Source organism: Streptomyces sp. BR1 (genome assembly GCF_052373795.1).
GTDB lineage: Bacteria > Actinomycetota > Actinomycetes > Streptomycetales > Streptomycetaceae > Streptomyces.
The window spans coordinates 5,010,860-5,037,280 of the sequence record NZ_CM126252.1 but is presented as its reverse complement, the minus strand read 5'-3'; the positions used below and the strand labels follow the sequence as shown (position 1 = coordinate 5,037,280).

Annotated in this window: 27 protein-coding genes and 1 tRNA gene; 13 read left to right on the top strand and 15 right to left on the bottom strand. The window is 70.6% G+C overall.

What is annotated here, in order from left to right; genetic code table 11:
* The first annotated feature begins 53 nt into the window (after positions 1–53).
* Entirely contained in the window at positions 54–497 is a 444-nt protein-coding gene (locus ACT1U9_RS21870) for a PaaI family thioesterase (RefSeq protein ID WP_444534365.1), read from the top strand.
* Positions 498–608: 111 nt separating this feature from the next.
* Here the strand turns inward: ACT1U9_RS21870 and ACT1U9_RS21865 are convergent, their stop codons facing one another.
* Complete coding sequence (locus tag ACT1U9_RS21865; protein WP_444534364.1) at positions 609–1,061, bottom strand: winged helix-turn-helix transcriptional regulator; 453 nt, start codon at positions 1,059–1,061, stop codon at positions 609–611.
* Between ACT1U9_RS21865 and ACT1U9_RS21860 the strand changes: the two genes are divergently transcribed.
* Positions 960–1,484 (top strand): RNA-binding S4 domain-containing protein, encoded by a 525-nt coding sequence (locus tag ACT1U9_RS21860; RefSeq protein WP_444534363.1) that lies wholly within the window; start codon positions 960–962, stop codon positions 1,482–1,484. The genes ACT1U9_RS21865 and ACT1U9_RS21860 overlap by 102 nt on opposite strands.
* Before the next feature lie 186 nt (positions 1,485–1,670).
* Positions 1,671–1,955 (top strand): hypothetical protein, encoded by a 285-nt coding sequence (locus ACT1U9_RS21855; protein WP_444534362.1) that lies wholly within the window; start codon positions 1,671–1,673, stop codon positions 1,953–1,955.
* Between the two features lie 113 nt (positions 1,956–2,068).
* Here ACT1U9_RS21855 and ACT1U9_RS21850 read toward each other — a convergent pair whose 3' ends face one another.
* The gene (locus tag ACT1U9_RS21850; RefSeq protein ID WP_444534361.1) at positions 2,069–2,839 is read right to left on the bottom strand and encodes a CbtA family protein; all 771 of its coding nucleotides are present in this window, start codon (positions 2,837–2,839) and stop codon (positions 2,069–2,071) included.
* 18 nt (positions 2,840–2,857) lie between these two features.
* Positions 2,858–3,082, bottom strand: a complete 225-nt coding sequence (locus ACT1U9_RS21845) for a CbtB domain-containing protein (protein WP_361428844.1) — start codon at positions 3,080–3,082, stop codon at positions 2,858–2,860.
* Positions 3,083–3,341: 259 nt separating this feature from the next.
* Here ACT1U9_RS21845 and ACT1U9_RS21840 point away from each other — a divergent pair, with 259 nt between their 5' ends.
* Positions 3,342–3,905 (top strand): histidine phosphatase family protein, encoded by a 564-nt coding sequence (locus ACT1U9_RS21840; RefSeq protein WP_444534360.1) that lies wholly within the window; start codon positions 3,342–3,344, stop codon positions 3,903–3,905.
* A gap of 52 nt (positions 3,906–3,957) precedes the next feature.
* Here ACT1U9_RS21840 and ACT1U9_RS21835 read toward each other — a convergent pair.
* A tRNA-Val gene (locus tag ACT1U9_RS21835) sits at positions 3,958–4,029 on the bottom strand.
* A 185-nt stretch (positions 4,030–4,214) separates the two neighbouring features.
* On the opposite strand from ACT1U9_RS21835, the gene ACT1U9_RS21830 reads away from it, so the two are divergent.
* From ACT1U9_RS21830 to ACT1U9_RS21820, 3 genes are all read left to right on the top strand, one after another.
* Positions 4,215–5,618, top strand: a complete 1,404-nt coding sequence (locus ACT1U9_RS21830) for a hypothetical protein (RefSeq protein WP_444534359.1) — start codon at positions 4,215–4,217, stop codon at positions 5,616–5,618.
* A gap of 113 nt (positions 5,619–5,731) precedes the next feature.
* Positions 5,732–6,271, top strand: a complete 540-nt coding sequence (locus ACT1U9_RS21825; RefSeq protein ID WP_188277925.1) for a DUF4383 domain-containing protein — start codon at positions 5,732–5,734, stop codon at positions 6,269–6,271.
* A gap of 40 nt (positions 6,272–6,311) precedes the next feature.
* Positions 6,312–6,524: an FmdB family zinc ribbon protein gene (locus ACT1U9_RS21820; RefSeq protein WP_444534358.1), complete on the top strand. Its 213-nt coding sequence runs from the start codon at positions 6,312–6,314 to the stop codon at positions 6,522–6,524.
* A 10-nt stretch (positions 6,525–6,534) separates the two neighbouring features.
* Here the strand turns inward: ACT1U9_RS21820 and ACT1U9_RS21815 are convergent, their stop codons facing one another.
* Genes ACT1U9_RS21815 through ACT1U9_RS21800 form a run of 4 tightly spaced genes read right to left on the bottom strand, consistent with a single transcriptional unit; the run spans position 6,535 to position 11,727 of the window.
* A complete protein-coding gene (locus tag ACT1U9_RS21815; RefSeq protein ID WP_444534357.1) occupies positions 6,535–7,194 on the bottom strand; it encodes an O-methyltransferase in 660 nt (219 codons plus the stop codon).
* A 20-nt stretch (positions 7,195–7,214) separates the two neighbouring features.
* Complete coding sequence (locus tag ACT1U9_RS21810; protein WP_444534356.1) at positions 7,215–8,066, bottom strand: HAD family hydrolase; 852 nt, start codon at positions 8,064–8,066, stop codon at positions 7,215–7,217.
* A complete protein-coding gene (locus ACT1U9_RS21805) occupies positions 8,063–10,513 on the bottom strand; it encodes a phosphoribosyltransferase (protein ID WP_444534355.1) in 2,451 nt (816 codons plus the stop codon). Before ACT1U9_RS21805 ends, ACT1U9_RS21810 begins: the two co-directional genes overlap by 4 nt.
* Before the next feature lie 50 nt (positions 10,514–10,563).
* Positions 10,564–11,727: an HpcH/HpaI aldolase/citrate lyase family protein gene (locus tag ACT1U9_RS21800; protein ID WP_444534354.1), complete on the bottom strand. Its 1,164-nt coding sequence runs from the start codon at positions 11,725–11,727 to the stop codon at positions 10,564–10,566.
* Positions 11,728–11,954: 227 nt separating this feature from the next.
* Here ACT1U9_RS21800 and ACT1U9_RS21795 point away from each other — a divergent pair, with 227 nt between their 5' ends.
* Entirely contained in the window at positions 11,955–12,812 is an 858-nt protein-coding gene (locus ACT1U9_RS21795; protein WP_444534353.1) for a TerD family protein, read from the top strand.
* 91 nt (positions 12,813–12,903) lie between these two features.
* Here ACT1U9_RS21795 and ACT1U9_RS21790 read toward each other — a convergent pair whose 3' ends face one another.
* The 6 genes from ACT1U9_RS21790 to ACT1U9_RS21765 all read right to left on the bottom strand — a co-directional run bounded on the left by ACT1U9_RS21790 (position 12,904) and on the right by ACT1U9_RS21765 (position 17,367).
* Complete coding sequence (locus ACT1U9_RS21790; protein ID WP_444534352.1) at positions 12,904–13,638, bottom strand: TerD family protein; 735 nt, start codon at positions 13,636–13,638, stop codon at positions 12,904–12,906.
* Between the two features lie 131 nt (positions 13,639–13,769).
* Entirely contained in the window at positions 13,770–14,918 is a 1,149-nt protein-coding gene (locus ACT1U9_RS21785) for a DUF475 domain-containing protein (RefSeq protein ID WP_444534351.1), read from the bottom strand.
* Positions 14,919–15,005: 87 nt separating this feature from the next.
* Positions 15,006–15,581, bottom strand: coding sequence for a TerD family protein (locus ACT1U9_RS21780; protein ID WP_444534350.1), 576 nt, complete (start codon positions 15,579–15,581; stop codon positions 15,006–15,008).
* An 89-nt stretch (positions 15,582–15,670) separates the two neighbouring features.
* Positions 15,671–16,246 carry a TerD family protein gene (locus ACT1U9_RS21775; protein WP_444534349.1) on the bottom strand — a complete coding sequence of 192 codons (576 nt, stop codon included), beginning with the start codon at positions 16,244–16,246 and terminating at the stop codon, positions 15,671–15,673.
* A gap of 121 nt (positions 16,247–16,367) precedes the next feature.
* Positions 16,368–16,826, bottom strand: a complete 459-nt coding sequence (locus ACT1U9_RS21770; protein ID WP_444534348.1) for a peroxiredoxin — start codon at positions 16,824–16,826, stop codon at positions 16,368–16,370.
* Between the two features lie 118 nt (positions 16,827–16,944).
* A complete protein-coding gene (locus ACT1U9_RS21765) occupies positions 16,945–17,367 on the bottom strand; it encodes a DUF3052 domain-containing protein (protein WP_444534347.1) in 423 nt (140 codons plus the stop codon).
* A gap of 394 nt (positions 17,368–17,761) precedes the next feature.
* Between ACT1U9_RS21765 and aceE the strand changes: the two genes are divergently transcribed.
* Both aceE and ACT1U9_RS21755 read left to right on the top strand, forming a co-directional pair.
* On the top strand, positions 17,762–20,509 hold the full coding sequence (gene aceE / locus ACT1U9_RS21760) for a pyruvate dehydrogenase (acetyl-transferring), homodimeric type (RefSeq protein ID WP_444534346.1): 2,748 nt from the start codon (positions 17,762–17,764) through the stop codon (positions 20,507–20,509).
* A gap of 66 nt (positions 20,510–20,575) precedes the next feature.
* Complete coding sequence (locus ACT1U9_RS21755; RefSeq protein ID WP_444534345.1) at positions 20,576–21,346, top strand: potassium channel family protein; 771 nt, start codon at positions 20,576–20,578, stop codon at positions 21,344–21,346.
* A 75-nt stretch (positions 21,347–21,421) separates the two neighbouring features.
* Here the strand turns inward: ACT1U9_RS21755 and ACT1U9_RS21750 are convergent, their stop codons facing one another.
* Positions 21,422–23,020 carry an MFS transporter gene (locus tag ACT1U9_RS21750; protein WP_444534344.1) on the bottom strand — a complete coding sequence of 533 codons (1,599 nt, stop codon included), beginning with the start codon at positions 23,018–23,020 and terminating at the stop codon, positions 21,422–21,424.
* Positions 23,021–23,136: 116 nt separating this feature from the next.
* On the opposite strand from ACT1U9_RS21750, the gene ACT1U9_RS21745 reads away from it, so the two are divergent.
* The 3 genes from ACT1U9_RS21745 to ACT1U9_RS21735 all read left to right on the top strand — a co-directional run bounded on the left by ACT1U9_RS21745 (position 23,137) and on the right by ACT1U9_RS21735 (position 26,276).
* Positions 23,137–23,796 carry a TetR family transcriptional regulator gene (locus ACT1U9_RS21745; protein ID WP_444534343.1) on the top strand — a complete coding sequence of 220 codons (660 nt, stop codon included), beginning with the start codon at positions 23,137–23,139 and terminating at the stop codon, positions 23,794–23,796.
* A 274-nt stretch (positions 23,797–24,070) separates the two neighbouring features.
* Positions 24,071–25,264: an alpha/beta hydrolase gene (locus tag ACT1U9_RS21740; protein WP_444534342.1), complete on the top strand. Its 1,194-nt coding sequence runs from the start codon at positions 24,071–24,073 to the stop codon at positions 25,262–25,264.
* A 148-nt stretch (positions 25,265–25,412) separates the two neighbouring features.
* Positions 25,413–26,276 carry a DUF4429 domain-containing protein gene (locus ACT1U9_RS21735; RefSeq protein ID WP_444534341.1) on the top strand — a complete coding sequence of 288 codons (864 nt, stop codon included), beginning with the start codon at positions 25,413–25,415 and terminating at the stop codon, positions 26,274–26,276.
* Positions 26,277–26,421: the final 145 nt, after the last annotated feature.

Genomic DNA, 26,421 nt, shown 5'->3' with positions numbered 1-26,421 from the left:
GAGATCTTCGCGGACCCAGTCAGTTCTCTTTTCGAACTGATACCTTCGGCCCCATGACGACCGTTGACTTCTCCACCATGTCCGGCCTCGAACTGCTGCGCTGGGCCCAGGCCGAGCCCGGCCGGGTGCCCTCCATCGGCAAGCTCATCGGCATGACCTTCGACGAGATCGACGAGGGCCGCACGGTGATGTCGCTCGACCCCCGGCCCGAGTTCTCCAACCCGCTCGGCACGGTCCACGGCGGCATCGCGGCAACCCTGCTCGACTCGGTGATGGGGTGCGCGGTGCACACCATGCTGCCGGCGGGCGTCGGCTACACCACCCTCGAACTGAAGGTGAACTACATCCGCCCGGTCGCGCTCGACGCCGGACGGCTCACCGCCGAGGGCACCACGATCCACGTCGGGCGCCGCACCGCCACGGCCGAGGGCAGGGTGCTCAGCGCCGAGGGCAAACTGGTCGCGCACGCCACGACGACCTGCCTGATCATCCGCTAAGCGCTCCGCTGGAAGTGCGGTGACTCGACTGCGGACCGTCTGTGGCTGGTCGCGCAGTTCCCCGCGCCCCTGAAGCGCGCCCAGTACCACACCGGACTTCCGCAAGTCCGCTCAGCGGACCTCACCCTCGACGACGGGCCGCATCGCGCGCGGGTCGATGTCCTCCCGGCACTGCGGGCAGGCCAGTACGGGTACCACGGTGTGCCCGCACGGCTCGTGGCGCAGCCGCACCGGCGGCCCGTCGTCCCCGGCCATCCAGCGGTCGCCCCAGCCCATCAGCGAGACGATCACGGGGTAGAGCCCGGCGCCCTTCTCGGTGAGCCGGTACTCGTACCGCTCGGGCCGGTCCTGGTACCGCTCGCGGCGCAACACCCCGTGCTCCACCAGCGCGGTGAGCCGCTCGGTCAGCACCGGCCGCGACACCCCCGTGCTCTCCCGGAAGTCCTCGAAGCGCCGTACGCCGTGGAACGCGTCGCGCAGGACGAGCATGGTCCAGCGGTCGCCGACCACCGACAGGGCGCGGGCCACCGAACAGTTCGCCGTCCCGATCTCGCTCCACCGCATGGTGGTGAGTCTAGAGTCGGGGGCATGGCGGCAGCAGACGAGGTGAAGGCAGCGGGCTCGGCGGGACCGGTCCGGATCGACGCGTGGATCTGGTCCGTACGGCTCACCAAGACGCGCTCCATGGCGGCGACGGCGTGCCGGGCCGGCCATGTCCAGCTCAACGGCGAGCGCGTGAAGCCCGCGCACACCGTGAAGGTCGGCGACGAGGTGCGGCTGCGCCTTGAGGGGCGCGAGCGGATCGTGGTCGTCTCGCAGATCATCCGCAAGCGGGTGGGCGCGGCGGTCGCGGTGGAGGCGTACGTCGACAACAGCCCGCCGCCGCCCCCGCGCGCGGACGTGCTGGCCGCGGGCGTGCGCGACCGGGGCATGGGCCGCCCGACCAAGCGCGACCGCCGCGAGATGGAGCGCCTGCGGGGGCTGTAGCGGCACGCGCGCGTGAGCGTCCGCAAGACGACCGGGGGACGATCCCGCGTACGACATCGGCCGGACACGACCCTGCGCAGGGCGTTGGCCGGAACGTAACTCGCAGGCGAACTCCCGCCGTACGGGAGTAACTTGGAGGGCCCGGGGGCCAGGGGAGCCCCCGATCCGTCCCCAGAGGAACACGCCATGATCCTGTGGATTCTCGTCCTGGCGCTGGTCCTGTACGGCTTCGGCTTCAGTCTCGGCGGCATAGTGCTCTGCGTCGCCGTGGTGGCCGTACTCTTCAGCGCCCCACGCCGTGGCCGCTCCACGGCACCGTCCGGCGGCTCGTCCGGAGCCGGCGGCTCGGGCCGTGGCATGGACACGGACTACCGGTCGTATCGCGACCGCCGGGACCGTATGGCCCGGTGGGAGCGGCGTTATCGCAGGGAGCGGCAGAGCCGCCTCTTCTCGCTGCGCCGCCCGGACTGAACGAGCGCCATCCGCACCATCGGCAATTGAGCACGACCCACGCGCGCGAGGGCCCCGGACCGTCGAACGGTCCGGGGCCCTCGTGCGCGCGGTTTCTGCTCAGTGCACGGCTGTCAGTGCGCCGACGCCGCCGTGCTGTTGGCGGACGTGTTCGCCGGGCGCTCGGCCTTCGCGGGCGCGGGCACCAGGAGCCGTTCGGCGAGGTGACCGAAGACCAGACCGAAGCCGGCCCACAGGGTGACCTGCATCGCGAGGGCCGCCAGGCGGAACTGCCAGAGCAGCGTGGCCGGGAAGTCCTTCGGCACCTCGTTGACGGCGGGCAGGAACGCGTACGCGAGCCCGACCGCGACCAGGAAAGCGGCCGTTGCGGCGATGGCCGCGTTCCAGTTGCCCAGGCGCGGAGCGAGCCGGCGGCCGAGGATCACGGCACCGACGGCGAGCAGCACGCTCAGCGCGATCATCAGGAAGTACAGGGCGGTGCGTTTGCCGATCGTGTCGGGGTCCCCGACGGACGGCGGGTTCGCCGGGTACTTGAGGAACGGCACCACGTAGACGGTCAGCAGCGCGCCCATCGAGACGAACGCCGCCGTGGCGCGCGGCCCGAACCGGCCGATGCGGCCGAGCGCGACACAGAACGCGAGGGCGGCGATACCGCCCACGGCCACGCCGAACACCAGCACACCGGTGGCGAGACCGCCGGTGGACTGCAGGGTGCGGCTGAAGACCTCTTCGCCGTGTTCGTGCGCGTGCGCGTCCTCGAAGGCGATGGCGGAGTCCACCCGGGGCTCGCCCAGGAAGTACGCCACGGCGAGCGCTAGCACGCCGGCCACCAGGCCGGCGAGCATGCCACGCACCAACAGCGCCCTGACGGACAGGGAGTTCACGAGTCGGTACCCCTGGTCTCAGTGGCAGGGGAAGCCGAGGAGGTGGCGTCCGTCGTGCAGCCACTCGTGGACGTTCTCGCCGGAGAAGACGCTGGTGGCGCCCTGCTCGGAGCCGACGAAGTAGAGCAGCACGAGCATGAGGATGCCGAAGAAGAGGGCCCAGGGGGCGATCGCCTTCAGGGAGATGGGAGTGATCGCTGGGGTGGCTGGTGCGCTCGGCGCAGGGGCAGCGGAGAGTGCCATGGCAGAACCTCCTGGGGAACACGCGTCCCGGTCGTTGGTGCCTTTGTCGACGGTGGTGGGTCTGACTCCCCGCCTTCGCTCCCTCTTCGAGGGAGCTCGCCGGGTTCACAGTGGCGCGACCGTGCCGGAATCTCACCGGGCTTCCTTCACACCGTCTTTATGTCCACGAGACCGTACCGCGTGATGGTCCGAGCCGCTACGGCGCGCGGGAGCACAACCCCCGCGCCAAGTGCGTGAACGCCCGTGTTCTGCTTGCCTCATGACCGTACGCGTGATGTTGATCTCACCGCCGGCCGACCGCTACGCGCGCGAGGCGCGTGTCGGCGACGACGACGCCGCCCCGGACGATACGGCGGTGCGCCGGGTCCAGGACGCGGCGGCGACGCTGCCGGTGCCGGGCCGCCGCCTCAAACCGCCCGCGTCGCTCTACGAGTTGGCACGCGGCCTGCCCACCTGCTCCGAACCGGCCCTGGCCGACTGGGATCTGGGCCGCTGGCGCGGGCAGCGGCTGGACGAGCTGAGCGGTGCGGACCCGGCGGGGGTGCGGGCCTGGCTCACGGATCCGGCGGCCGCGCCGCACGGCGGGGAGAGCCTGCTCGCGCTCGTCGCGCGCGTGGGCGCGTGGCTGGACACGCTGCCCGCCGAGGGCGGCCGGGTGCTGGCGGTGGCATCCCCGGCGGTGATCCGCGCGGCGGTCACGCACGCGCTGACGCTGCCGCCCCCGGCGTTCTGGCGCCTGGACGTGTCCCCGCTGACCGTCACCGAGTTGTCCGGCCGCTCGGGCCGCTGGAACCTGCGCTGCGGGCGCCCGCTGGAAAACTGAACGAGATACGGCGAAGGCCCCCGCCGGAATTGGCGGGGGCCTTCGTCAAGGGTGGGCATGGACGGTTTCGAACCGCCGACATCTGCTTTGTAAGAGCAGCGCTCTACCACTGAGCTACACGCCCGTGACGCATCCGTGGAAGGGATCCGTGGATGAGGGAACAGCGTACATGCCTCACCGGGCAGAGCTGCAAACCCGTACTTTGGAATGATCCCGTGGGCCCGGTGGGCGCGAACTATTCGACCGGTGTGTTCGTCATTACCAGGTGGGAGAATGAACCGGCAGGCGGACACGGCACGGGAGAGGGATGTGACGGCGACACACGCGCGGCCGTACAGCAGAGCGGGTGCCCTCGTCCCCGGTGCCGCGGTGCGGGCCGCCGGGGTGCGGCGGCAGCTGCGCGATGTGCTGGCGCTCGCCGCGCTGCCCCTGGTCGTCGGGGTCGCGGTGCTGCCCGGGGCGTTCGCCGGGGGCGGGACGCGGCGGTGGTTCGGCGGGCGCGGGGAGAGCGTGCGGGCCGACGCACAGGCCGCCAAGGACGCGGCGGCGGCCGCCTTCTACGAGCTGGACACCGCCCAGCGCGATCTGCGGATCTCCATCGAGACGATCACCGCCGTGGACAGCTCGCCGGGCGCCCGCAAGGCCGTCGACGACTTCGCGGCCCTCGGCCGCCGCATCGACGAGGTCAGCAACGACTACATCACCACGGTAGACGCGCACGACCTGGACCGCGACGGCCTGGAGGCCTCGGCCGCCGCGCGGGCCCGGGGCGAGCTGACCCGGGCCAAGGACGAGCTCGTACGGGTGAAGGGCGAGCTCGACCGGTTCGAGCAGAGCCTGGGGCCGCTCCTGGCCACCGCCGAGACGCAGCTGGCGCGGCTCGCGCCCGCTGTCGAGCGCGCGCGACAGGCGCTCCTCGCCGCGAGCACCGCTCTCGACACGGTGCGGGCGTCGGGACTGAGGGCGGACGAGCTCGCCGCCCGCCTGGCCGCGCTCGCCCCGGAGCTCACCAAGCTCAACCAGGGCGCCGGCCAGCACGGCGTGACCGAGACGCTCCAGCGCGCCGACCGGGTGCTGCGGGAGGCCGAGGTCGTACGGACGGAGGCCGCGCGGCTGCCCGAGCGGGCCGCCGAGATCGACCACCGCCTGGTCTCGCTGCGTACGCGCGCGCAGGCGCTGACCACCCGCGCCGGAAGCGTCGACCCCGTCCTGAGCGAGTTGCGGCGCCGGTTCTCGGCCGCCTGCTGGCAGGACCTCCAGCATGTACCGGACCAGGCGCTCGCCGACGTCAAGCAGGCCGAGCAGAAGCTCAAGGAGGCGGCCACCGCGCGCGAGGAGCAGCGCTGGGCCGACGCGACGTCCCGGCTGAGCACGGTCAGGGCGCTGCTCAACTCCACCGACGAGGCGGTCTCGGCGGCCGGTGACCGGCTGCGGCGCCTCGACGCGGTGGCGAAGGACCCGCAGCAGGAGATCGAGCGCACCCGGTTCGCGCTGCGGGACGCGCAGCGGCTCGCGATGTCCGGCCGCGCCACCCCGGACCCGCGCCACGCCCGCCCGCTCGACGACTCCGTGGGGCGCCTGGAGCGCGCGATCGCCACGCTTGAGGGCCGCCACCCCGACTACTGGCACTTCCTCACCGAGACCGAGGCGGTACGGGCGACCGCCGCGCGCGTGGTGGCGCAGATCCGCGAGGAGCGGGGGCAGGGGGCCTGACCGCCCCTCCCCCCTCGGCCCCGGTCCCCCGCCGGAGAAGTTGTCGTGGGGGCCCCGCGGGCCGATGCTGGGAGTACGTATGGATACGTACGTACCGAACGAGGAGGCCACGCATGGCCACCCATCTGCTGCACTCCACCCTCGCCCACCGCGTCTCGCTCGACGAGCACCTGCCCGTCGACCACCGGCTGAGCAAGGTCTACCGCGTAGGGGCCGGGCTCGTCGGGCTCTTCCTGGTCGTCTTCGGCGTCCTGGGGCTCACCCACAACATCGGGTTCTTCGACACCGGCGGCAAGCAGGTCGCCGGGCTGAACACCAACGGCACCCTGAGCGTGATCTCGATCGTGGTCGGCGCGCTGCTGTTCTTCGGCATGGTCAAGGGCGGCAACTTCGCGTCCTGGCTGAACATGTCGCTCGGCGTTCTCTTCCTGATCAGCGGGTTCGTGAACCTGGCCCTGCTCGACCGGGGCTCGGCCAACTTCCTCGCGTTCCAGATGCAGAACGTGATCTTCAGCTTCATCGTCGGGCTGGTGCTGATGGTGTTCGGGATGTACGGGAGGGTGGGCGCGCATCTGCCGCACGACAATCCGTACTGGCGCGCGCGGCACGAGGATGCGGCGGAGGAGGGCACTCCGCATCGGCCTCTGCGGTAGCCGCGCCCTGCGCTCCGGGTGCGCCCGCTAGCCTGGGCGTATGCCTCGCTATGACTTCCGTTGCCGTTCGTGTGGCGACACGTTCGAGATCAGTCGGCCCATGGCCGAGTCGTCCGCGCCCGCGACGTGCCCTGCGGGGCACTCGGACACGGTGAAGTTGCTGTCCACCGTGTCCGTGGGCGGGTCGTCCCGGAACGCGCCCGCGCCGTCCGGCGGGGGTGGCGGCTGCTGCGGCGGAGGCTGCTGCGGCTGACCCACCACGGTCACCGTTTCCTCGACAGCGTCAACCCGTCCGCCACCGTCAGCAGGACGCTGTCCATGCGGTCGTCGCGTTTCACGTGGTCGTTGAAGCGTTGGATCGCGGCTGCCGGGCCCGTTGCGGCCGGGTCGACGACCTTGCCCTGGAAGAGGACGTTGTCGACGGCGATCAGGCCGTTCGGGCGCATGCGGGGGACCAACTCCTCCCAGTACGCGATGTAGTTGTCCTTGTCCGCGTCCAGGTAGGCGAAGTCGATGTGGGGCATGTCGGGCATCGCCTGGAGGGTGTCGAGGGCCGGGCGGATGCGCAGGTCGACGCGGTCCGCGACGCCCGCCTTCGCCCAGGCCTCGCGGCCGTACGCCGTCCACTCCTCGGAGATGTCGCAGGCGATCAGGCGCCCGTCGGCCGGGAGCGCCTGGGCCATGGCGAGGGCGGAGAAGCCGGTGAACGTGCCGACCTCCACGATGTGCCGGGCGCCCACCAGCCGTACCAGGAACGCCAGGAGCGGTGCCTGCTCCTCGGCCGACTGCATGCCCGCGTGGTCGGGCAGCCGCGCGTACGTCGTCTCGACCAGCTCGCGCTGCACCGCGTTGAGCGGCGGGTTGTGCGCCAGCATGTAGCCGTACAGCTCGTCCGTGATCTTTGTTGTGTTCCCCTTGGCCATATGGGCGAGTATGGGGTGAATTACGCCCGCACGGTGGCACCCTGGGTCGTGTCGGCCGAGGCGCGGGCCACGCGCGCGACGAACCTGCGCACGATCTCCTCGCCCGCCACCACACCGCGCTCCTCCAGGACGCCGACGTGCGCCGCGGCCCAGCCGGAGTCGGCGAGTTCGCCGTGGCCCGGGCGCCAGCCCTGGTCGGCGGCGAGCAGCAGATCGGCGTCGAGGAGCGAGTCGCCGGCGGCCAGGGTGAGGTCGGCGCCGGTGCGCCGGGCCACCTCCCGTACCGCCGCGCTCTTGGTCAGGGGCTTGGGGACCGCGTAGATCTTGCGGCCCTGGAGCGAGACCGTCCAGCCCCGGTCGTCCGCCCAGGCGCCGAGCTCCTCGACCCAGTCCTTAGGCAGCAGCGAGCGCTCGACGACGAGATATGCGAACAGGTCCTCGGCGACCCGCTCCTTGCGCAGCCAGACGGGGTCGGCGGTGGCCGAGATATGGGCCCGGACCTCGTCGAGCGTGGCGCACTCGGCGGCGATCCGCCCGTCCACCTTGCGCCGCCAGCCGAGGTCGGCGACCCCGTCGACGAGCAGCTGACCGCCGTTGGCGCAGATCGCGAACCGGGCGGGCGGGCCCGGGAGCTGGATGCGCTGGTACTGCTTGCGGGTCCGGGTCGTGGCGGGCACGAAGACGGTCGTGGGATCCGCTTTCAACCCCGCGAGGAGGTACGCCGCGCGCTCGGTCATGAACGAGAGCGGCTTGTGCTCATGGATCTCGACGCAGAGCAGCCGGGGCGCCCGGGGGTCGGGCATGGTCAGGTCCAGGGCCGCCGCCGAGTAGATCAGCGTACGGTCCAGGTCGCTGGCGATCAGGGTGCTCATCGGGAGACCACGGCCTTTCCGTCGGCGCCGGTCGCCCCGCGCGTGTACTGGGGGTGGATCAGTCCGACACAGCTGTACGGCAGGTCGTCGACCCATTCCACCGGCACGCCCCGCTGCTCGGCGAGCAGGCGTACGTGGTCGAGGTCGGCCCCGGCGCTGCGGTGGGCCAGGATCTTCCAGGGGACGCGGCGCAGCAGGACGCGGGTGGTCTCGCCGACGCCGGGCTTGACGAGGTTGACGTCGTGGATGCCGTACTCCTCGCTGATCCGCTCGACGGCGGCCCAGCCCTCCCAGCTGGGGGTGCGGTCGGCGGCGCGGACCACCTTGCCCTCGGCGTCCACGTCCGCGCCGACCTCGTCGAAGCGGGCGGCGACGGCGTCCAGGAAGTCCACCGAGACATCGGCGCCGGCCAGTTCGCGGTAGAACTTGGCGCCGTGGAAGTCGCCCGGCCCGATCAGGTCCGCGCGCAGCACGGTCCGCGATATCAGCCCCGACACGGTCGAGTTGAGGCACGCGGACGGGATGAGGAAGTCCTCGCGGGTGCCGTACGTACGGACACACGAGCCAGGGTCGGCGAGTACGGCGATCTCCGGGTCGAAGCCGTCGAACTCCTGGAACTCCCGTATCGCGGCGGCGAGTTCGCGGGTGATGGCGCCCTTGCCGGTCCAGCCGTCGACGAAGACGACGTCGGCGGGGTCGTGGTGGGCGGCGAGCCAGCGCAGCGCGTTGGGGTCGATGCCGCGGCCGCGCACGATGGAGACGGCGTAGTGCGGCAGGTCGAGGCCGTGCCGCTGCTGCGCCCAGCGGCGCATCAGGACGCCGACGGGGGTGCCCGCGCGGGCCAGCGAGACCAGCACCGGGCGGGGCGAGCGCTCGGTCAGGACCGTCTCGGTCACGATGCCCACGGCACGGGCGATCCGGGCGGCCGAGGCGTCCAGGGCCGCGCGGAACAGCGCCTGGTACTGGGGCGACGGCTGGTACTCGACCGGCAGCGACTCGGCGTAGTGGGCGCCGCCGCTCTGGATCGCCTCCTCGCGCTCCTCGGTCGGCGCCTCCAGCTCGACCCCGGACAGGTCCTTGAGCAGCCAGCCGACCTCGTCCGGCGCGTACGAGGAGAAGTCGGGACCGCGCAGCGGCTCGGGCATGGGAACACCTTCGGGTACGTACGAGGGGACGACGACGGGGACGACGTGCGGGATGTGCGCGGCGAGCTGTGCCAACAGGCCGTCGGGGGCGTGGAGTTCGGGGGTGTCGGCGGTGGAGTCGACGACGGCGACCACCGTGTCGAAGCCCGCGCCGGCGACGTTGTAGGCGTAGCGCTCGCCGGGGCCGTCGGCCGGGGTGTCGTGGGCGGGGAAGGTCAGGCGGGTGCGGATGGCGTAGCCGGGGTCGTCGACGGGGAGCACGGGCGAGCGGGTCGTCGTCGAGTATCGGACGTCCAGGCCCTTCTGCTCCAGGGCGAGGGCGAGGCGCAACGGGGCGTACATCAGCTCTTCGAAGCCGAGGACGAGGGTTTTGCCGGGGGTTGCGCCTAGGCGCGCGGCTATTCGGTCGGCCATCTGCGGGAGTGCGGCCTCCAGGGTTTCCCGGTGCACCGGGAAGAAGCCGTGGCGGCCGCCATCCGGGAGGCCGGGGGGCCAGTGCAGGTCGACCGGGGCTGAGGCCGAGGGAGCGGTGCCCGGCACCGGGGTGCCGCTGTGCCCACCCGTGCCGCCCTGCGGCACGATTGCCCACAGCTCATCAGCAACGGTTTCATGTTGCGCCACCAGCGCCTGGCCTCGCTCCAGTACGCCCTCCGGTAGGTGAACCGTTCCTGCTGCCAGGGTCACCAGGTCCACGCGCGCGCCCAGTTCGGACGCGAACGTGGACAGGCGGGACTGGTCCGACGGGGAGCGCATGTCTACCAGGGCGACCACCACGTACCGCTCGCGGGGGTAGCGGGCGTGCAGTGCCCGGATCGTGTTCAGGACCGTGTTGCCCGTCGAGAACTCGTCGTCGACCAGTACCAGCGGCCCGTCCCCCGCGAGCAGCGAGGGGTCCTCCGGCAGCAGCAGGTGCGAGGTCGCGTGGGAGTGGGACTCCTCGAAGCCGCCCGCCTGCGCGACGCCCGCGACCGGGCGCCGGGTGGAGTGCAGATAGGGCGCCACTCCCAGGCCGTCGGCGACCGCATGGCCCAGACCCGTCGCCGTCTCCGCGTAACCGAGCACGACCGCGCGTGCCGACTCGGCGCCGAGCAGCGCCCGTACCTCCTCGCCCAGACCGAACCCCGCCCCGTACACCCGCGAGGGCAGCTGGGGCACATGCTTGCCCAGCACGTTCGAGACCAGCAGATGCGCCCGCTTGGGGTTGCGGCGCAGGGCCAGCCCCAGCAGGGCGCGCAACCGCTCGTCACCTTGCAGTTCGACCCCGAGCCGCTCCGCGACCCACGTTCCCGACCAGACCACCACGTTCGCTACGTCCTCTAGTTGTTCGCTGGATTGTTGTCCGGGTGTGCCGGTCAGCCGGACAGGCCGGCGGTCAGCAGCTCCACGAAGCCGGTGTCCTCGCGCGCGACGCCGAACACCTCGGCGCGCTGCAGGGTCCGCTCGGCCCAGGCGCGGTGCGGCTTCACCTCGTTCATCTTGTTCGTGTACGCCGAGCGCAGCACCCCTCCCCCGCCGCGCTCGGGCCGCAGGATGTCCTGCGCGTCGCTGTACTCCTCGTGGCTGACGACGGAGAGCGCGTGCACCGGCACCACGTGCGAGGGGTGGATGCAGGTCTTGCCGAGCAGTCCGTTGGCGCGGTCGAGTTCTATCTCGCGCAGCAGGCCGTCGATGTCGTGCTCGATCAGCGCGTCGCGCAGGTCCTCGGCGCGGCCCTCCAGGAAGGGGCTGCGGCGCAGCTGCGGCTTGAACATGCGCTCCTGGAGCCGGAAGTACTCCCAGACCGGGCCGGTGATGGTGAAGCCGGTGCCGTCGGCGCGCCCCAGCACGTTCACCACGTCCGCGATCACCCCGGCCACGATCTGCACGTCGTACGCCGTCATGTCGGGCGAGCGCCGCAGCCCGTACGCGGAGCAGAAGTCGGTGACGCCGAGCCGCAGCGCGAGCACCCGCTCGCGGTACTTGTCGACGGTGCGGGCGATCCCGGTCAGCGTCTCGCAGCGGGATTCCAGATGCAGCAGCTCGGGCGATTCGAGCACCGGCATCGCGAAGAGCCTGCGCCCGCTCGCCGCCTCGGCCACGGCCAGCGCCTCCAGGAACGGCACCCCGCGCTCCTCGGTGAACTTCGGCAGCACGAACCCGGAGAGCAGCCGGGCGGTCGGGCCGAGCCGGTGCACCAGGTCGGGGATCTGGGAGGGCTCGCGGACCCGGATGAAGAGCAGCGGCGGCTCACCGCCGCGCGCGTCGAGGTCGGCGAACTGGCGGACCAGATTGGCCTCGGCCCCCGCGACCTCCGCGTCGTCGATCGAGTCCTCCAGGCAGAGCACCATGGACACGACACCCCGGCGGGCCTGCTTCATGACGTCGTCGGCGAGCGTGGGCCGGGTCGCCGGGCTGTAGAGGGTGGCCCCCAGGGCGGCGGAGAGCAGGCGCGCGGGCGAGTCCGGGCTGAACTCGGCGGGCTCCCGATGGAAGAGATCCTTCCGAGCAGCAGGCGGAACGTGTCCGAAGTGACGCATATGGATTCCCCTGAACTGCAACGATGGCCCGGACTGACGTGTTGGGTGGCCGGTAATAGTACGTAGGAACACGTGTCCCGAGTTCCCCACCCGCGTGAAATCCAGGTAACCCGCCCACCCCCTTCCCGTGCGGTGTGCGTACGCGGTACGTAAGGTACGTACCGCTCATCTGCGGGACAAGGCCCCCGCGTTGTCCGGGCGGGCGGCGGGAAGGCAGGATGGCGAGCATGACGCACGCGATGCTGAAGGGATCGAACGTCCCGCTGGACGCCATGGCCGTACGGGCGGTGCTCCGCTGGACGCCCGGCGCCGACGTGCCGGACGTGGACGCCTCGGCGCTGCTGCTCGCCGCCGACGGCCGGGTGCGTTCCGACGAGGACTTCGTCTTCTACAACCAGCCGCGCCATCCCTCGGGCCTGGTGCGGCGACTGTCGAAGAAGCGGGTCGCGGAGGCGTTGACCGACACCATCGAGGCCGATCTGGCCGCGCTGGACCCGTCCGTCGACCGCGTCCTGGTCACCGCGTCCTCGGACGGCGCGACCTTCGGCTCGGTGCGCGATCTGCGGGTCCTGCTGTACGACGCGGGGCCGGGCGGGACCGAGCCGCTGGCCGTGTTCGACGTACGGGCGGAGACCGGCGAGGAGACCGCGATCATCTGCGGCGAGCTGTACCGGCGCGCGGACGCCTGGAAGTTCCGCGCGGTGGGGCAGGGCTATCCGACCGGCCTGGTGGGGCTCGCCACCGAGTACGGGATCTCGGTGGACGAGGCCACCGAGGACGCCTCCTCTGGCGCGACGGCGGCCCCGGCCGCGCCGGAACCGGCCCGTCCGGCCTTCCCGGCGCATGCGCAGACCTCGGCCCAGCCGCAGACCCAGCAGTACCCGCCGCCGCCCGCCTCCTCGCCCTCCTACGGGTATCCGCACCCGGCGCCGCCGCAGTACCCGCCCGCGCAGCAGCCCGCCTACGGCTATCCGCAGCCGGCCTCCGCGCAGCCCTCGTACGGCTATCCGCAGCCAGCGGCGGCTTTCGCGCCGGACCCGAACTTCGTACTGCCGCCGATGGGGCCGCAGTTCATCCGGCAGTGACACCGGTGACGGCCGCGGTGGCAGCAGCGGCCGTCGCAGAAACGGTTCGCGGGTGGGCGATAAACCGCCCGGCCCGCTCACGCGCGCGCTCTCATGCCTTCGTCTTGTAGCCGCGGCCCCACTGCAGCCCCCATCCGTACAACCGGTCCAGCTCGGCCTGGAAGCCGTACACGAACTTCACCTCGCGCCGCACGACCATGTCGCCCTTGATGTTCTCGATGGTCACCACCGCGCAGGAACGCGCCTGCGGGGCGTGCTCGTCGAGGTCGATCTCGATGCGCGGGCCGTTGCTCGGGAAGAGCGTGACCTTCGCGTGCGTACGGTCGAACGCGGGCGTCGAGTCGTAGATGTAGACGAAGATCAGCAGCCGCTTGATGGACTCGCGGTGGTCCAGGTTGACGTATATCGTCTCGCCGGACGCCGAGCCGAACCGGTCGTCGCCGCTGAGCTGCACATACGGCGGCGCGTTGGTGGCGCCGAAGAGGCTGCCGAGCGGCTGCACCACGCCCTTGGAGCCGTCGGTGAGCTCGTACATGCACCCGAGGTCGAGGTCGACGTTGACCAGGGCCTGACTGTGCGCCTGGACCACCTCGGGCTTGAAGAGCTTGAGGGGGTGGCGCAGTACGCTCGGCTGCGCGCGGCCGCCCAGGTCGGAGGTGCGCATCCGCCACGACAGGTTGACGCGCAGATTGCCCCCGTTGGCACCCTGCTTGCCGAGCGAGACCACCGGATGCCGCTTGGTCAGCTCGATGGAGTTGCTGGCGGCGCTGCCCGTGTCGAACTGCGCCGAAGGCCTGCCCCGCAACAGGCTGTCCCAGAAGGCCATCTGTCCCCACCCCTATGCAAAGAGAACGGCGGGGCGGCCAGGAGGCACCGGACCTCATGACCGCCCCGCACAGAGCGTTCCGCAATCGTCGGCGGATCACACCACTCAGTGAGTGATCACACCAGGGAGATTCAGGCTCCCGTGACGGCTTCGGCCTTCTCGCTGCCGGCCTCTTCGCCGCCCTCGGCCGCAAGCCGCTTGTTGCGGCGGACCGACGACCAGAAGGACCAGGCGATCAGGACGACGCCGACGAGGCCGGTGATGACCTCGTTGATCTCGTACTGGATGGTGACCAGGAGGATCACCGAGAGGGCGCCGATCGCGTAGTGCGCGCCGTGCTCCAGGTAGACGTAGTCGTCGAGGGTGCCCTGGCGGACCAGGTAGACGGTGAGCGAGCGGACGTACATGGCGCCGATGCCGAGGCCGAGCGCCATCAGCACGATGTCGTTGGTGATGGCGAAGGCGCCGATCACACCGTCGAAGGAGAACGACGCGTCCAGGACCTCAAGGTAGAGGAACATGAAGAACGCGGCCTTGCCGGCGAGCAGGACCGCCGAGGCGCCGCCCCGGCCGGTCTTCTTGGCCTCTTCCTCGGCCTCCAGCTCGCGCTCCTCCTCTTCTTCGAGGCGGTCCTCGAAGTAGCCGGAGAGCCCGCCGACGATCATGTACGTGATCAGACCGGCGATGCCCGCGATGAGGACGGTCTGGGCCTTGTCCGCGTGCGCGCCGCCGTGCAGATGGGCGTGGGTCGCGAACGTCATCGACGAGATGAGCAGGACGACCAGCGCGACGGCGACCGAGAGCATGTCGACCTTGCCGAGCTTGGCCAGCGGCCGCTCGATCCAGCGCAGCCACTGGATGTCCCGGTCCTCGAAGATGAAGTCCAGGAAGATCATGAGCAGGAACATGCCACCGAAGGCGGCGATCGACGCGTGCGCGTCGGTCACGAGCTCCTTGTAGTGCTCCTTCTCGTTCAGCGCGAGGTTGACGGCGTCGATGGGGCCGATCTTGGCGCTGATGGCGACGATGACGACGGGGAAGACCAGCCGCATGCCGAAGACGGCGATCAGGACGCCGACCGTGAGGAAGATCTTCTGCCAGAAGGCATTCATCTTCTTCAGGATTCCGGCGTTGACCACCGCGTTGTCGAACGACAGCGAGATCTCCAGGATGGACAGGATCGCCACGATCCCGAACGCGGTCCAGCCGTCGTAGAGCACCGCGAGCGCGAGGCCCACCGCGGTGATCACGAATGACCAGCCGAAGGTTTTCAGAATCACTGACTACCCCATCTAGCTCATGGGGGTCCCCCGGACCAGGTCCGAGGGAGAGTCTCCCCCCGCGCCGCGCACCTCTTGGGCACAGCTTTACGAAACATTGACCCCGAAGTCTAGAGCGATGCCCCGCAGTCCGGACGCGTACCCCTGTCCCACGGCACGGAACTTCCACTCGCCGCCGTAGCGGTAGAGCTCGCCGAAGATCATCGCGGTCTCCGTCGAGGCGTCCTCGCTCAGGTCGTAGCGCGCGAGCTCCTGGCCGTCGGTCTGGTTGACCACGCGGATAAACGCGTTGCCGACCTGGCCGAAGGACTGGCCGCGGTTCTCCGCCTCGTGGATCGAGACCGGGAAGACGATCTTGTCGCAGGCGGCGGGCACCTTCGTGAGGTCGACGATCAGCGACTCGTCGTCGCCCTCGCCCTCACCCGTCAGGTTGTCCCCGGTGTGCTCGACCGAGCCCTCCGGGCTCTTCAGGTTGTTGTAGAAGACGAAGTACTCGTCCCCCAGGACCCGGCCCGAGGCGCAGAGCAGGGCGCTGGCGTCGAGGTCGAAGTCCGCACCGGTGGTGGAACGCGCGTCCCAGCCGAGGCCGACCAGCACCTGGGTGAGGTTGGGTGCGGCCTTGGAGAGGGAGACGTTGCCTCCCTTGGCGAGCGTGACGCCCATGATCGTGAATCCTCCCCTGAATGGCGAACGAAGGGTTGAGCGCGTCCGGCGCCGCACGGGGTGCGGCGCCGGACGAGGGAGAGCGAGGCTCAGACGTTGACGCCGAAGTCCTGCGCGATGCCGCGCAGACCCGACGCGTAACCCTGGCCGATGGCGCGGAACTTCCACTCCGCGCCGTTGCGGTACAGCTCGCCGAAGACCATGGCGGTCTCCGTCGAGGCGTCCTCACTCAGGTCGTAACGGGCCAGCTCCGAGTTGTCGGACTGGTTCACGACGCGGATGTACGCGTTGCGGACCTGGCCGAAGGACTGCTGGCGGCTCTCGGCCTCGTAGATCGAGACCGGGAACACGATCTTGGCGACATCGGCCGGAACTCCGGCCAGGTTCACCTTGATCACTTCGTCGTCGCCCTCGCCCTCACCCGTGAGGTTGTCCCCCTGGTGCTCGACGGAGCCGTCGGGGCTCTTGAGGTTGTTGAAGAAGACGAAGTTCGAGTCGTTGGCGACCTTGCCCTGGTCGTTGGTCAGCAGCGCGCTGGCGTCCAGGTCGAAGTCACCCCCGGTGGTGGTACGAGCGTCCCAGCCCAGACCCACGATGACCGCGGTCAGGTTGGGGGCGGCCTTGGTCAGCGAGACGTTGCCGCCCTTGCTGAGGCTGACTCCCACGAGTCCTCCCAATGGTGTGAGGGGCCGGCTTGGTCAGCGTCCCCGTCCGTACGTTGTATCGGATCAACGTCTGGATCCTAGTGACCGGTTCCCGCCTCAAACAGGCGATTCGACCGAAGGATCACAGGGTGTCGAGCGCCTTCACGTAGTCATTGAGGTCGCGGGCGTCCGGAAGGCCGTTCATGACGGTCCAGCGCACCACGCCCTCCTTGTCGATCACGAAGGTGCCGCGCACCGCGCAGCCCTTGTCCTCGTCGAAGACCCCGTACGCGCGCGAGGTCTCGCCGTGCGGCCAGAAGTCCGAGAGCAGCGGGTACTCCAGGCCCTCCTGCTCGGCGAAGACGCGCAGGGTGTGGATGGAGTCGTTGGAGACGGCGAGCAGCTGGGTGTCGCGGTCCGTGAACTGCGGCAGGTTGTCGCGCAGCTCGCACAGCTCGCCCGTGCAGACGCCGGTGAAGGCGAACGGGTAGAAGAGGAGCACCACGTTCTTCTCGCCGCGGAAGTCGGAGAGCTTCACGGTCCGGCCGTGGTTGTCCTTCAGCTCGAAATCCGGGGCCTTGGTGCCGACCTCGATCGCCATGGAAACGCCATCCCTTCTGTGGGCCTCTGCCGAGGCCGCATGGGCCGTTCAGGTGAGGAACACATTACGCACAGGGCCCCCGCCGAAGAATCCGGCGGGGGCCCTGGGGCGTGGAGGATCAGCGCTTGCCGGACTTCAGGCGGGTGCCCGACCAGTCCTTGCCGACGCTGATGCTCTTGGCCGACGAGAGGCCGGCCGTCTGCGCGGCGTCGTTGATGTCGCTGGGCTCGACGTAGCCGTCCCGGCCGGTCTTGGGAACCAGCAGCCAGATGGTGCCGCCGTCCTCAAGAAGGCCGATGGCGTCCACCAGCGCGTCTGTAAGGTCCCCGTCCTCGTCACGGAACCACAACGTCACGACGTCGGCGACGTCGTCGTAGTCCTCGTCGACCAGGTCCTGGCCAATCAGCGATTCGATGCCCTCGCGGAGATCCTGGTCGACGTCTTCGTCGTAGCCGATCTCCTGGACCACCTGTCCGGGCTCGAACCCCAGCCTGCTGGCCGGGTTGGTCCGCTCCTCCGCGTGGTCCGCGGTCGCGCTCACGGCTTGCCTCCTGATCTTGATTCGGTAAGTACTGCAGCCGCGCGCGTACGCGAGGCTTGTGGGCGTAGTCCACACGGGCGGGACGAATCGCGCAAGTACCAGGCCCCCGAACCCGCCCTTTGGGGTGCAGTGTGCCCCCACTCAGGGGCGCGCGCCGTCCCGCCGGTGATTCATCCCACACCCTTGCAGATAGTTTGCATGCTTCTGCGCCCTGCGTACGCCAATCGTGGTCACGCCCCCTTTGGGGAACACGCTGACGGCTTGGGCGTAAGGTTGCGATTTGGGCTGCCGTACATCCCGTTACCCCTCGGTAGAGATGACGTTTGCGTCCCCGCGGTCCACGATGGGATGCGGCGCACCACACCCGCACGCCCCCCGACAGCGAAGGAACAGCGTGGCTTCCGGATCCGATCGCAACCCGATCATCATTGGCGGCCTTCCCAGCCAGGTCCCGGACTTCGATCCGGAGGAGACCGAGGAATGGCTCGCCTCCCTGGACGCGGCGGTCGACGAGCGGGGCCGTGAGCGCGCCCGCTATCTGATGCTCCGCCTCATCGAGCGCGCCCGCGAGAAGCGCGTGGCCGTGCCGGAGATGCGCAGCACGGACTACGTCAACACCATCGCCACCAAGGACGAACCGTTCTTCCCCGGCAACGAGGAGATCGAGCGCAAGGTCCTCAACGCGACCCGCTGGAACGCCGCGGTCATGGTCTCGCGCGCCCAGCGCCCGGGCATCGGGGTCGGCGGCCACATCGCCACCTTCGCCTCCTCCGCCTCGCTCTACGACGTGGGCTTCAACCACTTCTTCCGGGGCAAGGACGACGGCAAGGGGGGCGACCAGATCTTCTTCCAGGGGCACGCCTCCCCCGGCATCTACGCGCGCGCGTACCTCCTGGACCGTCTCTCCGAGCAGCAGCTCGACGCGTTCCGCCAGGAGAAGTCCAAGGCGCCGTACGGCCTGTCGTCGTATCCGCACCCGCGTCTGATGCCGGACTTCTGGGAGTTCCCGACCGTCTCGATGGGCCTCGGCCCGCTCGGCGCGATCTACCAGGCCCGGATGAACCGCTACATGGAGGCGCGCGGCATCGCCGACACCTCCGACTCGCATGTGTGGGCCTACCTCGGCGACGGCGAGATGGACGAGCCGGAGTCGCTCGGCCAGCTCTCCATCGCCGCGCGCGAGAACCTGGACAACCTCACCTTCGTCGTCAACTGCAACCTCCAGCGCCTCGACGGCCCGGTGCGCGGCAACGGCAAGGTCATCCAGGAGCTGGAGTCGCAGTTCCGGGGCGCCGGCTGGAACGTCATCAAGCTGGTCTGGGACCGCTCCTGGGACCCGCTGCTCGCCCAGGACCGCGACGGCATCCTGGTCAACAAGCTGAACACCACGCCGGACGGCCAGTTCCAGACGTACGCGACGGAGACCGGCGGCTACATCCGCGAGCACTTCTTCGGCGGCGACCACCGGCTGCGGGCCATGGTCGAGAACATGACCGACCAGCAGATCCAGCACCTGGGCCGCGGCGGTCACGACCACAAGAAGGTGTACGCGGCGTACGCGGCGGCCAAGGCGCACAAGGGCCAGCCGACCGTGATCCTGGCGCAGACCGTCAAGGGCTGGACGCTCGGCCCCAACTTCGAGGGCCGCAACGCGACCCACCAGATGAAGAAGCTGACGGTCGAGGACCTCAAGCGCTTCCGCGACCGGCTGCACATCCCGATCACGGACGCCCAGTTGGAGGCCGGCGCGCCGCCGTACTACCACCCGGGCCGCAACTCCGAAGAGATCCAGTACATGCACGACCGCCGCAAGGGCCTGGGCGGTTACGTCCCGACCCGTGTGGTGCGCGCCAAGCCCCTGCCGCTGCCCGAGGACAAGACGTACGCGGCCGCGAAGAAGGGCTCGGGTCAGCAGTCGATCGCCACCACCATGGCGTTCGTCCGCATCCTGAAGGACCTCATGCGGGACAAGGAGATCGGCAAGCGGTTCGTGCTGATCGCGCCCGACGAGTACCGCACGTTCGGCATGGACGCGTTCTTCCCGAGCGCGAAGATCTACAACCCGCTCGGCCAGCAGTACGAGGCCGTCGACCGCGATCTGCTCCTCGCCTACAAGGAGTCGCCGACCGGCCAGATGCTGCACGACGGCATCTCCGAGGCGGGCTGCACGGCCTCGCTGATCGCCGCGGGCTCGGCGTACGCGACGCACGGCGAGCCGCTGATCCCGGTGTACGTCTTCTACTCGATGTTCGGATTCCAGCGCACCGGCGACCAGTTCTGGCAGATGGCCGACCAGTTGTCGCGCGGTTTCGTCCTGGGCGCGACCGCCGGGCGTACGACGCTGACCGGTGAGGGCCTTCAGCACGCCGACGGCCACTCGCATCTGCTCGCCTCGACCAACCCGGGCTGTGTCGCCTACGACCCGGCGTTCGGCTTCGAGATCGCGCACATCGTGCAGGACGGTCTGCGCCGCATGTACGGCCAGACCGCCGACGGCAAGCCGGGCGAGGACGTCTTCTACTACCTCACCGTCTACAACGAGCCGATCCAGCACCCGGCCGAGCCGGCCGACGTCGACGTGGACGGCATCCTCAAGGGCATCCACCGCTACTCCCAGGGCACTTCGGGCACCATCCCGGCGCAGATCATGGCGTCCGGCGTGGCCGTCCCGTGGGCCGTCGAGGCGCAGCGCATCCTCGCCCAGGAGTGGAACGTCAAGGCCGACGTCTGGTCCGCGACCTCCTGGAACGAACTGCGCCGCGACGCCGTCGAGGTGGAGGAGCACAACCTGCTCCACCCGGAGGAGGAGCAGCGCGTCCCGTACGTCACCCGCAAGCTCTCCGGCGCCGAGGGGCCGTTCGTGGCCGTCTCGGACTGGATGCGGGCCGTGCCGGACCAGATCTCGCGCTGGGTGCCGGGCCCGTACACCTCGCTGGGCGCCGACGGGTTCGGCTTCGCCGACACCCGGGGCGCGGCGCGGCGCTTCTTCCACATCGACGCGCAGTCGATCGTCCTCGCGGTGCTGACCGAGCTCGCGCGGGACGGCAAGGTCGACCGCTCGGTCCTGAAGCAGGCCGTGGACCGCTACCAGCTCCTCGACGTCGCGGCGGCACACCCCGGAGCCGCGGGCGGCGACGCGTAGCCCGAACGCACAGCCCCTGGCGGCGGCGCGGCTTCACGGCCGCGCCGCCGCTTTTACGATGCGGACATGACGCAACTACCCGCACAGACGCGGTGGGAGCGGCTCACGCAGTGGCCGCTGCTCGCGCTGGCCGTCGCCTTCGCCCTCGCCTATGCCGTGCCCGTCGTCCACCCGGGAGCCGGGCTCGGTATACAGAAAGCCTGCGTCCGCGTGGAGTGGGTGGTGTGGGGCTCGTTCGCCTGCGACTACCTGGTACGGCTCGCCCTGTCGGGGCAGCGGCTGCGGTTCGTCCGTACACATTGGCTGGATCTGCTCGCGGTGGTGCTGCCGCTGATCCAGCCGCTGCGGCTGCTGCGGGTCGTCTCCACGCTCGCCCTGGTGGGGCGGCGGGCGCGGATGGCTCCGCAGATACAGCTGACGGTGTACGTCGGGGGCGCGGTGGTCGGCCTGCTGATGTTCGGCTCGCTGGCCGTGCTCGAAGTGGAACGCGACGCCCCGGGCGGGAACATCAAGACCCTGGGCGACGCGGTGTGGTGGTCGTTCACGACGATGACCACGGTCGGCTACGGCGACCACGCCCCGACCACCGGGCTCGGGCGGCTGATCGCGGTGGGCCTGATGCTGTCGGGCATCGCCCTGCTCGGTGTGGTGACGGCGAACATCGCCGCGTGGTTCATCTCCCGGTTCGAGCGCGACGGTGAGGAGGAGCGGCGCCAGACCGCGCTCCTGGAGACGCTGGCCCAGGAGGTGCGGGCGCTGCGCACGCAGGTGTCGGCGCTGTCCCGCGCGGAGGAGCACGTCTGCGAGTGCGGCACCCGCAGCGCGCCCCTGCCGTGAGCGGCACACCGTGACGTCAGCCGTCAGATCTTCAACGCCCGTACGCCGCAAGTGACTTGGGGACCCACGCGCCCCTCAGATGTGCCCCGCGCCCGCCCCCGCCCCCGCGTTCTCCCCGCGCTTCGTCAGCATCGCGACCAGCGCCGCGAGCACCGCCACGATGCCCGCGACCATGAACGCCGTGCTCATGCCGGACACGAACGTGTCGTGCGCGACCCCCGCGATCCTGCCCGCGACCTGCGGCGGCGTACCCGGCTGAACCGGCGCGATGCCGACCTCGACCACCTTGGACGCGGCCGACGACTGCTCCGCCGTCAGGGGCGGAAGCTTCGCGTCCGCCCAGTTGTCCGGGAGTTCGGCGGAGACCCGGGAGGCCATCACCGCGCCCAGGACCGCCGTGCCGAGGCTGCCGCCGACCTGCATCCCGGCCTGCTGGAGGCCGCCCGCGACACCAGAGAGCTCCAACGGGGCGTTGCCCACGATGACTTCGGTCGCGCCGACCATGACCGGGGCGAGGCCGAGCCCGAGCAGGCCGAACCACACCGACATGGTCACCGTGCCGGTCCCGACGGTGAGTTGGGACATGCCGAACATGGCCACCGCCGTGCAGACCATGCCGCCGACCAGCGGGACGCGCGGGCCGAGCTTGGTGATCAGGGCGCCCGCGACGGGCGAGGCGACGATCATCATGCCGGTGAGCGGCAGCAGATGCAGCCCGCTGTCCACGGCCGACATCCCGTGGACGTTCTGCAGGTAGAACGTCACGAAGAACAGCCCGCCCATGAAGGCGAAGGCCATCAGGATCATCAGCACCGTGCCCGCCGACAGCGGTACGGAACGGAACAGGCCCAGCGGGATCAGGGGTTCGCGCACCTTGGTCTCCCAGAGCGCGAACAGCACGAAGCTGAGTACGGCGGCCGCGATGAACCCCAGCGTCCGGCCGCTGCCCCACCCGTACTCCGAGCCCTTGATGAGCGCCCAGATCATGCAGAACATGGCGGCCGAGAGCAGCACGATGCCGAGGACGTCGAACGACTTCGGCGCGTTCTCGGCGCGGTGGTCGCGCAGGATCACCAGGCCGAGGACGAGCGCGAGCACGCCGACCGGCACATTGATGAAGAAGACGGACTGCCAGCTGACGTGCTCGACGAGCACACCGCCGAGGATCGGGCCGCCCGCGGTGGACGCGCCGATCACCATGCCCCAGATGCCGATCGCCATGTTCAGCTTCTCGGCCGGGAACGTGGCGCGCAGCAGCCCGAGCGCGGCGGGCATCAACAGCGCGCCGAACAGGCCCTGGAGCACGCGGAACGCGATGACCAGCGCTGCGCTGTTGGAGAGCCCGATGGCGCCGGACGCGGCCGCGAAGCCGACGACGCCGATCAGGAAGGTCTGGCGGTGGCCGAACCGGTCGCCGAGCTTGCCGGCCGTGATCAGCGAGACGGCGAGCGCCAGCATGTAGCCGTTGGTGATCCATTGGACGTCGGCGAGCGACGCGCCGAGGTCCTTCTGGATGGCGGGGTTCGCGATCGCGACGATCGTGCCGTCGAGCGCGACCATCATCACGCCGATCGCCACGGATATGAGCGTCAACCAGGGATGGCCGCGCAGCCCCTTGACCGGCGCCGGGGATGCGTCCTGCGGCGTCTTTTCCACGGTGGTCTGACTAGTCATGCGTCCGAGGCTAGTGTCAGCCACTGACAGTTGACAAACGCTTTCACTAGTCGGTGGCTGACACATGGGCCACCGGTAGGCTGAGCCACCCAAAGTGACCGGAAGAGGACCTGTCTGTGACGGTGGAACAGCACGCGGCACCGCCCGCCCCCCAGCGCGGCCTGCGCGAGCAGAAGAAGCAGCGCACCCGGGACGCGCTGCTGCGTGTCGCCCTGGAGCTGTTCACCACCAAGGGGTACGAGGAGACGACCGTCGACGAGATCGCGGACGCGGTCGACGTCTCCCAGCGCACCTTCTTCCGCTACTTCGCCAACAAGGAGGCGGTCGTCTTCGCCGTCCAGGAGACGGTCGAGGCGCACTTCGCGGCCGCCCTGCGCGCCCGCCCCGCCGACGAGAGCCCCTTCACCGCGCTGCGCGAGGCCGTGATGGAGGCCTGGGGGACGCTGGAGGAGACGCTCCAGCCGATCGTCCCGGTCGAGCTCTACATGCGGACGTACCAGGTCATCGAGTCGACGCCCGCGCTGCTCGCCGTCCATCTGCGGCGCACCGCCGAGATGGAGGAGCAGAGCGCGCGGCTGATCGCCGAGCGCGAGGGTCTTGACGTCGACGCGGATCCGCGGCCCCGGGTCGCGGTGGCGGCGTTCACCGGTGTGATGCGGGTCGCGGGCGGGCTGTGGGGCCGGGGCGAGGACACGGACGTGGACGCGCTGCGGGCGCTCACCGGCACCTACCTCGACCACCTCGGCCCGGCGCTCGCGGACGACTGGCGCGCCTGACAACACGCCGGGCACACCCGTACGACACCCGATCGTGGCGAGGGTCACCCCGCCCCGCCCCGGCCGTGGCGCGGATCACCGCATGAAACACCGCGGCCCCGAAAGTGCGAGGCAGGGGCGGTGGCGCGCCCCGTACACGCCCGGCGCGCGTCGCACGGAGTGTGCGCCCGCGCGCGCGGTCGGTGACACCTCCTCAACCTCCACGACCTGTTCAAACGTGATCTGAGTCACTGTCACCCCAGTGGACCTCGCGGGCCTCCTACTCTGTACCGCAGTGACTTCCTTCGACTCCTCCCCCACACTCAACGTCTGGCGCGCGCTCCTGGCGCTCGCCGTCGTGTTCGTGATGCTCGGGACCTCGGGATGGACCGCGGTCCGCGGCCACCAGGGGTCGACCGAGCCGCGCGCCGTCGCCCTCGCCGCCTGGGCGCGGGGCACCGTCAACGGCGAGAAGCTGCCCGAGGCGGACGCCTCCGCCCACCGGATCACCCGCTTCTTCGCCTCGCTGACGCCGGCCGAGCGCACGGATCTCGTCCACCGGTACCCGCTGGTCGTCGGCAACCTCAACGGCGCGCCGATCCCGCTGCGCTACGAGGCGAACCGGCAGGCCCTCGCCGAGGCGCGCGACGTCGAGCGGGCCCGTACGCACGACAACCGGCTCTCCTCCGACGGCCGCCAGCAGGCGAGCCGCCGCATGCACCGGTTCGAGTCGCTGCTCGACGACGGCCGCCAGATCCTCGCCTTCGACCCCTCCGACAGCGGCCGGGTCGCCGAGGTCTTCGGCGACCTGGAACACGCCGAGCGGGTCTCGGTGATCATCCCGGGCGTCGACACCGATGTGCTGACGTTCGAGAAGAGCAGCCGCAAGTACACCGCCCCGGTGGGCATGGCGCAGTCGCTGTACGCGGCGGAGCGCGCGGCCGGTCCGCGCACCCGCACCGCGGTGATCGCCTGGGCCGACTACACGACGCCCGTCGGGCTCGGCATCGACTCCGCGATCGGCCGGCTCGCCGAGGACGGCGCGGTCCGCCTGGACGCGCTGGTCCGCGGGCTGCCCGGCAACGCGCCGGTCTCCCTGTTCTGCCACAGCTACGGCTCGGTGCTGTGCGGCGTGGCCGCGCACCGGCTGCCGCCGCGGGTCGTGGACATAGCGGTCGCGGGCAGCCCCGGTATGCGTACGCAGAACGCGTCCCACCTGGGCACCTCGGCGCGGGTGTGGGCGATGCGGGACCGGGACGACTGGATCTCCGACGTACCGCATCTGGATGTCGCGGGGCTCGGCCACGGCGCCGACCCGGTGTCCGCCGGGTTCGGGGCGCGGGTGCTCTCGGCGGCCGGCGCGGTCGGCCACACCGGCTATTTCGAGCCGGGCACCACATCTCTCGCCAACTTCGCCGCGATAGGCGTGGGTTCGTACCAGTCCGTGAGCTGTGCGAGCGCCGACTCGCTGTGCGCCACGGCCTCCTGAGCTCCCCGAAAAGAGCCCCGGAGACGGATTTTCCGGCGGCGCCGGGGCCTTACGCGCGTAGAAACCGGCCCCGGCGCGACCGTCCGTACGGCATTGCGGCGGGCGCCGAGGGGGGACGCGCGGGCGTGCGCCGCCTACGATGAGGCGCATGGGTGATGTGCTGGCCGGAATTCATGCCACCTGGGAGTTCGAGCCCGACTCCGTACTCATCCGCTTCGAACGGGGGATCCGCGCGCCGAAGCTGTTCCAGGCGCTGCGCGAACGACGCATCCCCCACGAGGCGTTGGAGTCGGTGACGCTGACCCAGGGCAAGCGCGGCACGGTGGTGCTGCACGCGGTGCCGAGACCCGGCGCCGATCCGCTGATGGAGGCCGCGGCGGGACAGCTGAAGGACGGGTGCGACCCGTACCGCCTGGTGCTGCCCGCGGAGCGCGAGACGCTCGCCGAGTACTACGCGGACGAGCTGCGCGCGCTGCTCGGCCGGGACGCGGCCGAGCCGTCGGAGCGGTATCTGGTGGCCGCTCCCGAGCTGCCGCAGAACTTCAAGGCGTACGACGGCAGGGCGTCCTTCGACGGGCGGCAGGTGTCGTTCCGCTGGTTCTGGACGGGCGCGTCCTCGGCGAAGTGGAAGGCGGGCGACCAGACGTTCCCTGTGGCGTCGCTGTGCGGCGTCGAGTGGCGCTCGCCGGAGGTCTTCGACGGGTATCTGCGGCTGCTGCGGCGCGCGGCGGACGACTCCGCCCCGCTCCAGGCCGACCAGGACCCGGCCGCGGTCGTCTTCGGCCTCGGGTACGGGCCGGTCCATGAGTCGCTGCCGTTCGCGGCCGCGATCCTCCAGGCGGTACGGGGCGCGGCCGCCGTCCCCGTCCCGGCCCCCCGGACCGCCCCCGGCCTGCGCGACCCCGCCGACATCGCCGAAAGAATCCGCCACCTCGGCGAACTGCATGAGGCGGGCCTGGTGACGGACGCGGAATTCACGGCGAAGAAGACGGAGTTGCTGGCGCAGCTGTGAGGGGGTTTTCGGCTGCGGACCGTGCGGGGTTGCTCGCGCAGTTCCCCGCGCCCCTAGGTAGTCAGGGGCGCGGGGAACTGCGCGAGCAGCCACCCACGGTCCGCAGCCGAAGAACCAGGCCGCCCGCCCAGGACTTTCGGGAAGG

What these genes read in the sequence shown, in the direction of transcription:
- ACT1U9_RS21870 (WP_444534365.1), top strand. Translation starts at nt 54, where the DNA reads ATGACGACCGTTGACTTCTCCACCATGTCCGGCCTCGAACTGCTGCGC.
- ACT1U9_RS21865 (WP_444534364.1), bottom strand. Translation starts at nt 1,061, where the DNA reads ATGCGGTGGAGCGAGATCGGGACGGCGAACTGTTCGGTGGCCCGCGCC.
- ACT1U9_RS21855 (WP_444534362.1), top strand. Translation starts at nt 1,671, where the DNA reads ATGATCCTGTGGATTCTCGTCCTGGCGCTGGTCCTGTACGGCTTCGGC.
- ACT1U9_RS21845 (WP_361428844.1), bottom strand. Translation starts at nt 3,082, where the DNA reads ATGGCACTCTCCGCTGCCCCTGCGCCGAGCGCACCAGCCACCCCAGCG.
- ACT1U9_RS21840 (WP_444534360.1), top strand. Translation starts at nt 3,342, where the DNA reads ATGACCGTACGCGTGATGTTGATCTCACCGCCGGCCGACCGCTACGCG.
- ACT1U9_RS21825 (WP_188277925.1), top strand. Translation starts at nt 5,732, where the DNA reads ATGGCCACCCATCTGCTGCACTCCACCCTCGCCCACCGCGTCTCGCTC.
- ACT1U9_RS21820 (WP_444534358.1), top strand. Translation starts at nt 6,312, where the DNA reads ATGCCTCGCTATGACTTCCGTTGCCGTTCGTGTGGCGACACGTTCGAG.
- ACT1U9_RS21815 (WP_444534357.1), bottom strand. Translation starts at nt 7,194, where the DNA reads ATGGCCAAGGGGAACACAACAAAGATCACGGACGAGCTGTACGGCTAC.
- ACT1U9_RS21810 (WP_444534356.1), bottom strand. Translation starts at nt 8,066, where the DNA reads ATGAGCACCCTGATCGCCAGCGACCTGGACCGTACGCTGATCTACTCG.
- ACT1U9_RS21800 (WP_444534354.1), bottom strand. Translation starts at nt 11,727, where the DNA reads ATGCGTCACTTCGGACACGTTCCGCCTGCTGCTCGGAAGGATCTCTTC.
- ACT1U9_RS21795 (WP_444534353.1), top strand. Translation starts at nt 11,955, where the DNA reads ATGACGCACGCGATGCTGAAGGGATCGAACGTCCCGCTGGACGCCATG.
- ACT1U9_RS21790 (WP_444534352.1), bottom strand. Translation starts at nt 13,638, where the DNA reads ATGGCCTTCTGGGACAGCCTGTTGCGGGGCAGGCCTTCGGCGCAGTTC.
- ACT1U9_RS21780 (WP_444534350.1), bottom strand. Translation starts at nt 15,581, where the DNA reads ATGGGCGTCACGCTCGCCAAGGGAGGCAACGTCTCCCTCTCCAAGGCC.
- ACT1U9_RS21770 (WP_444534348.1), bottom strand. Translation starts at nt 16,826, where the DNA reads ATGGCGATCGAGGTCGGCACCAAGGCCCCGGATTTCGAGCTGAAGGAC.
- ACT1U9_RS21755 (WP_444534345.1), top strand. Translation starts at nt 20,576, where the DNA reads ATGACGCAACTACCCGCACAGACGCGGTGGGAGCGGCTCACGCAGTGG.
- ACT1U9_RS21750 (WP_444534344.1), bottom strand. Translation starts at nt 23,020, where the DNA reads ATGACTAGTCAGACCACCGTGGAAAAGACGCCGCAGGACGCATCCCCG.
- ACT1U9_RS21735 (WP_444534341.1), top strand. Translation starts at nt 25,413, where the DNA reads ATGGGTGATGTGCTGGCCGGAATTCATGCCACCTGGGAGTTCGAGCCC.